Origin of the sequence: uncultured Veillonella sp. (assembly GCF_934190855.1) — a bacterium.
Classification (GTDB): domain Bacteria; phylum Bacillota; class Negativicutes; order Veillonellales; family Veillonellaceae; genus Veillonella.
Genome location: NZ_CAKPTN010000119.1, coordinates 1 through 5,096 on the forward strand (window position 1 = coordinate 1; position 5,096 = coordinate 5,096).

General features: G+C 40.4%; 4 protein-coding genes. All 4 read left to right on the plus strand.

All coding sequences use genetic code 11. The features are described 5' to 3' along the window. Positions 1–607, plus strand: a 607-nt coding sequence (locus tag Q0F90_RS07090) for a lactate utilization protein C (RefSeq protein ID WP_296004344.1), incomplete at its 5' end; no start/stop codon positions are given. 219 nt (positions 608–826) lie between these two features. Continuing rightward, entirely contained in the window at positions 827–2,218 is a 1,392-nt protein-coding gene (locus Q0F90_RS07095; RefSeq protein WP_296004345.1) for a cation:dicarboxylate symporter family transporter, read from the plus strand. A 295-nt stretch (positions 2,219–2,513) separates the two neighbouring features. Then, complete coding sequence (locus tag Q0F90_RS07100; protein WP_296004346.1) at positions 2,514–4,067, plus strand: nitrite/sulfite reductase; 1,554 nt, start codon at positions 2,514–2,516, stop codon at positions 4,065–4,067. A gap of 711 nt (positions 4,068–4,778) precedes the next feature. Further along, positions 4,779–5,096 (plus strand): 4Fe-4S dicluster domain-containing protein (locus Q0F90_RS07105; protein WP_296004347.1); only part of this gene is annotated, 318 nt, incomplete at its 3' end.

Sequence of the window (5,096 nt, forward strand, 5' to 3'; positions counted from 1 at the left end):
GTTCAAAGAATTATCTCGTGAACAAGTTATCACTATGTTCAAAGAACAATGTGAACGTGTAGGTACAAAATTCGTAGATACTACACCTGATAAATTAGGCGAAACTATTATGGCTGTTATCGAAGAACGTGGTAATGGTAAGGTAATCTTCCCAAGCACTTCTGAGGTTGAAGAATATAAATTAAAAGAATTATTCGAAAAAGATGCAGCTTCTAATGGTGGTGTTCGTACATACTTCCAATGGGACCCGGCTAAAGGTCGTGAAGAAAATATTTCTAACACAGCTAATGCTGATATCGGGATTACATTCCCATTCTGCGGTATTGCTGAAACAGCTACTGTAGTACAAGCATCTGGCGAAGAATCTGGTCGTGCAATCAGCTTGTTACCAGAAACTCATGTTGCTGTATTATATACTGATACAATCAACCCACGCATGACACAAACTATGGAAAACTTGGCTGAACGTTACCACAACGATCCATCCAAATTCCCTACAAATATCTGCTTGATTTCTGGTCCGTCCCGTACGGCTGACATCGAGTTGGTAACTGTAGATGGTGCTCATGGTCCTATCCGTGTTACATATATCTTAGTTAATAGATAATATAACAACCAGATATCTAAAGGCGATCTTCCTTGGAAGGTCGCCTTTTTATATGTCTAACATTTCCAGCATACATAATACGTTATAAGAATTCCTTATATTGCAGAATAAATATATGAGTTATTATAAAATTTCAAATATTCTGCTTGTATTTTTTTCGATATATGCTATACTAGGTTCATAACCTATTATTGTGATATGAATTAAAAGAGGTGTATTATGAATATTCCATTCTTTACAGATTACCTCATGTTAAGCAATCCACTAAGTATTGGTATTATCGCGGTGTTTGTACTTGCGTTAATTGGTATTTATGTGTTGCAACGCAAGGGCACATCTTTCGGTAATCTCGTTATTATTGGTACTATTGTTGGTGCCGTACTTGGTATAGCAGTTCAAATCATTGCAGGATTCCCTGATGATCCATCCAAAGTGGTTTACATCAAGGAAAGTACGAAGTGGTTCTCCCTGGTAGGTGGCGGCTTCATCGACTTAATCCGTATGCTTGTTATTCCTATCGTTTTTATCTCCATTGTACACGTTATCTTGCACATGGAAGCAGGTGCTAACCTTAAAAAGTTAGTAGTGGCAATGGTTTCTACAAACCTCGGCATGGTAGCTGTTGCTGCTGTAGTTGGTCTTATCTTAGGTAATGCCTTTGGTTTAGGTCAAGGTTTCGATATTGTTGAGTCTGGTAAAAAGATTCGCGAAATCAAACCGATGGTTGATACATTCCGTGCTTTGATTCCTAGCAACCCAATTCAAGCGGCTGCTGAAACAAATGTTATCGGTATCGTAGTATTTGCGATTATCTTAGGTAGCGTAGCTCGTCTATTGAAACAAACTGGTACAAACTCCATGGAGATGTTCACTAAACTCTTTGATGAGCTTCACCAATTAATTTCTTGGGTAGCAGACTTTATTATCGGCCTTATGCCATACGGTGTAGTTGCATTGTTAGCATCTACATTGGCAACTCGTGGCCTACAAGCTATCCTTGATATGGGCTTATTCGTAGTATTACTTTACGTTGGTATCTTGATTATGTTCGTTGTTCAAGCTATCTTGATTGCTAGCTTCGGTTACAATCCAATTACATACTTCAAGAAAGCGAAAGCTCCACTATTGTTGGCTTTCACATCCCGTTCCTCTATGGGCGTATTGCCGTTGACTGTTGAAACATTGACAAAACGTCTTGGCGTAAATGCCACAACTGCTAATACAGTGGCATCCTTCGGTACTACTGCAGGCATGCAAGGTTGTGCCGGCGTATTCCCAGCGCTCGTTGTAGTGTACATTTCTAATGTAGCGAATATTCCATTCGATATGACTATGTACATCATGAGTGTTATCGTAATCGCCATCGGTTCCGTTGGTATCGCAGGTGTTCCTGGTACAGCTACAATGGCTGCATCCGTATCCCTTAGTGGTACAGGCCTTGGTGCATACTTCACATCTATCAGCCCAATCCTTGCTATCGATCCATTGATCGACATGGGCCGTACATGCTTGAACGTATCTGGGTCCTTAACAAATGCTCTCGTAGTAGATAAAATCATGGGCACTATCGATAAAGAGGCTTATGATAACCCTAACGAAGGTCAAGTATAATCCTCAAGTGTAGGAAATGACCTGAACTAGTTAATCTAGTATCGTTAATATAATTTCAGAACTTAACATAAAAGAACAGCTTTCGGGCTGTTCTTTTTTTGTGGGAATACTTGATCTTTCTTTTACCAAGATTTTATTTAAAAGTAATAATTATTACAGATTGTAAACTATGGTATTAATATTCGGTATTTAAATTTGTGAGCTTAGCTACAAACATAGCTATGCGTGTATGGTATACTAACCCTTACAAAGTTATGAATTATGCTTAATAGATATAAGCCAAGAGGGTAATAGTATGATTACACAAGAATTGAAAGATCGATTGATTGCAGATTATCCAAAGTTTGAAGATATGACGCATAAGTTTTATAAAAAAGAAATGTCTATCGCTGATTATAAAGGTGAATCTGGTGCATTCGGTAGCTACGCAGAACGCGGTGCCAACTCCAGTATGAGCCGTTGGCGTTTTAATGGGGGCCGCATGACGCGTGAGCATATGCAGTTTTTGGCGGACTCCATTCGTAAATATAACTTACAACATATGCATTTTACGACAGGCCAATGTTTGCAAATGCATGGATTAGATGGGGACACTATTTTAAGTCTCTTTAAAGAGTGTCATGAGCACGGTATCTATAATCGTGGTGCCGGTGGCGACAATCCCAATGTAGTAGCTAGCATATTGCGTGGTATTGATCCTCGTGAAACGTTAGACATTACGCCGTATGCGACCGCTATTAGCGAGTTCCTCATGGAGCAAATGTTTTACATCAAGCTGCCTCGCAAATTTAAAATGGCTATCGACAATGGTTTTGATAGCACGCCACACACTACCTTCAAGGATTTAGGCTTTAACTTAACGAAACATAATACCTTTGATGTCTATGCTTGTGGCGGTATCGGTCCAAATCCTCGCATGGGTATTCCCGTGGCTCACGATGTGCAACCTGAGGATGTATTGTATTATGTGAAAGCTATGCTTATGGTCTTTGCTAATCACGGTAACTTCAAGAATCGTGGTAAAGCTCGTACACGTTACATGCCAGCCGAAATGGGTGGGGCCGAAGCTTTCATTAAAACCTATGAAGAAACATTGGCTATGGTAAAAGAGGTAGAACAGCTAACGATAAACCCTGCTGATTATGCCTATGAAATTACAAAAAGGGGTAAACGCGATGATTCTGTTATAAATCATCGCATTCATCGTCAAAAACAAGAAGGCCTTTACTATGTGGAATACCATCCCGTAGGCGGGGATGCAAATGTTCCGAACCTCTTAGCTGCCCTTGATTATGCAGTAACCTTAGATCAAGTAGAAGCTAGACTTGCTCCAGAGCAAGCGCTATATTTCATCAACCTCACTGCTGATGAAGCACGTAAAATTGCAGAATTAACAGAGGACAGTGCTATCAATGAATTTCGTCGCTCCGTATCCTGCGTGGGCTCTACAGTGTGCCAAATTGGGATTCAAGACTCCAATGGTCTGTTGAAAGCAATCTTTACGCACCTAGAAGAAAAGGGTGTAGACACTAGAAAACTTCCTCGTTTACACATCTCTGGCTGTCCGCACTCCTGTGGGACACACCAAATTGGTGAAATCGGATTCCACGGCTCTGTTAAATTAGTTGATAAGAAACCTACCGTATCCTTTATGCTAGTTGATGGCGGCTCCGAACACATGGGCTCTGAAAACTTCGGTAAAATGGCAGGCCACATCGTGGCTACAAAAATTCCTGAATTCATGGAAGCCTTGGCAAATATACTAAACGAATCTCCAGAACCAGACTTTGGTAGCTGGAGAATGACACACAAAGCAGAATACATGGAACTTATAAAAGCATTTGAGTAAGTCTCGTTTCCGCTTGTGATGGGGCTCCAGTATTTGAGTACATATTATGTCGTTTGCTATGGGGCCCCGTTTCACTACGACAACTTAATTAAAAATAAAACTAGGTATCTCCTTGCTCCGTCCTTCGTAAAGTCGCTGCAGAAATACCTAGTTTTATTTTTATAACACCTGCTGTGAATTAGTCCCATAGCAAGCGACTACTCTCCCGCTATATATTGCTGACTCCCCATCACAAGCTGCATCTGATCTTTACTCAATATGCTTTTATATGATGGGGAAGGGCGCCACTACAATAAAGACTAGCCGCAGGCTAGTCCTTTCCCCCACGGTGGGCGTGGCACCACTACTATAAAGTTTATTATTATGCGTGAAACCATAGTATTTCTTAGTTTTATTTTAGTGATTAATTGTAATGGAGCTAGGCTAGTTTTATAGATAGATTATATCTGCCTTTTGGCTGGGACACCTTTATAAGTAAAGTGATAAAAAAGTAAGTATGCACTTGTGCAGCGACATTACGAAGGACGGAGCAAGCAAGTGTATACTTACTTTTTTTACCAAGTTGTACTAACGAAATGGGGCCCCATCCCAAAGGCAAATATAGAAACAAGGATTAGCTCCATTACAATTAGACTAATTGGTTAAAACTAGATATCATATGATTTTGTGTGTTATAATAAACTTTATAGTAGTTTTTGGAGGATTTATCAGATGTTATTTACCGTCAATACAGAAGTCTGTACACGATGCGGCCTTTGCGTAGCTGACTGTCCAACCGGATTGCTGGTGATGTCCGATGATGGACCTGTAACTGGCAGGGGAGGTTGTATTTCCTGTGGGCATTGTATTTCCGTATGTCCCACACTTGCTCTCGATAGCGACTTGACGCCTCGTAAGGAGCAAATCGATATTACACAGGAGCCTAAGTTAACGCCAGAGCAAGCTGAATTGTTTTTGCGCAGCCGTCGCTCTATTCGTAACTATCAAAATAAACCAGTTCCTGCTGAGCTCATTCGCAAGGTATTAAAT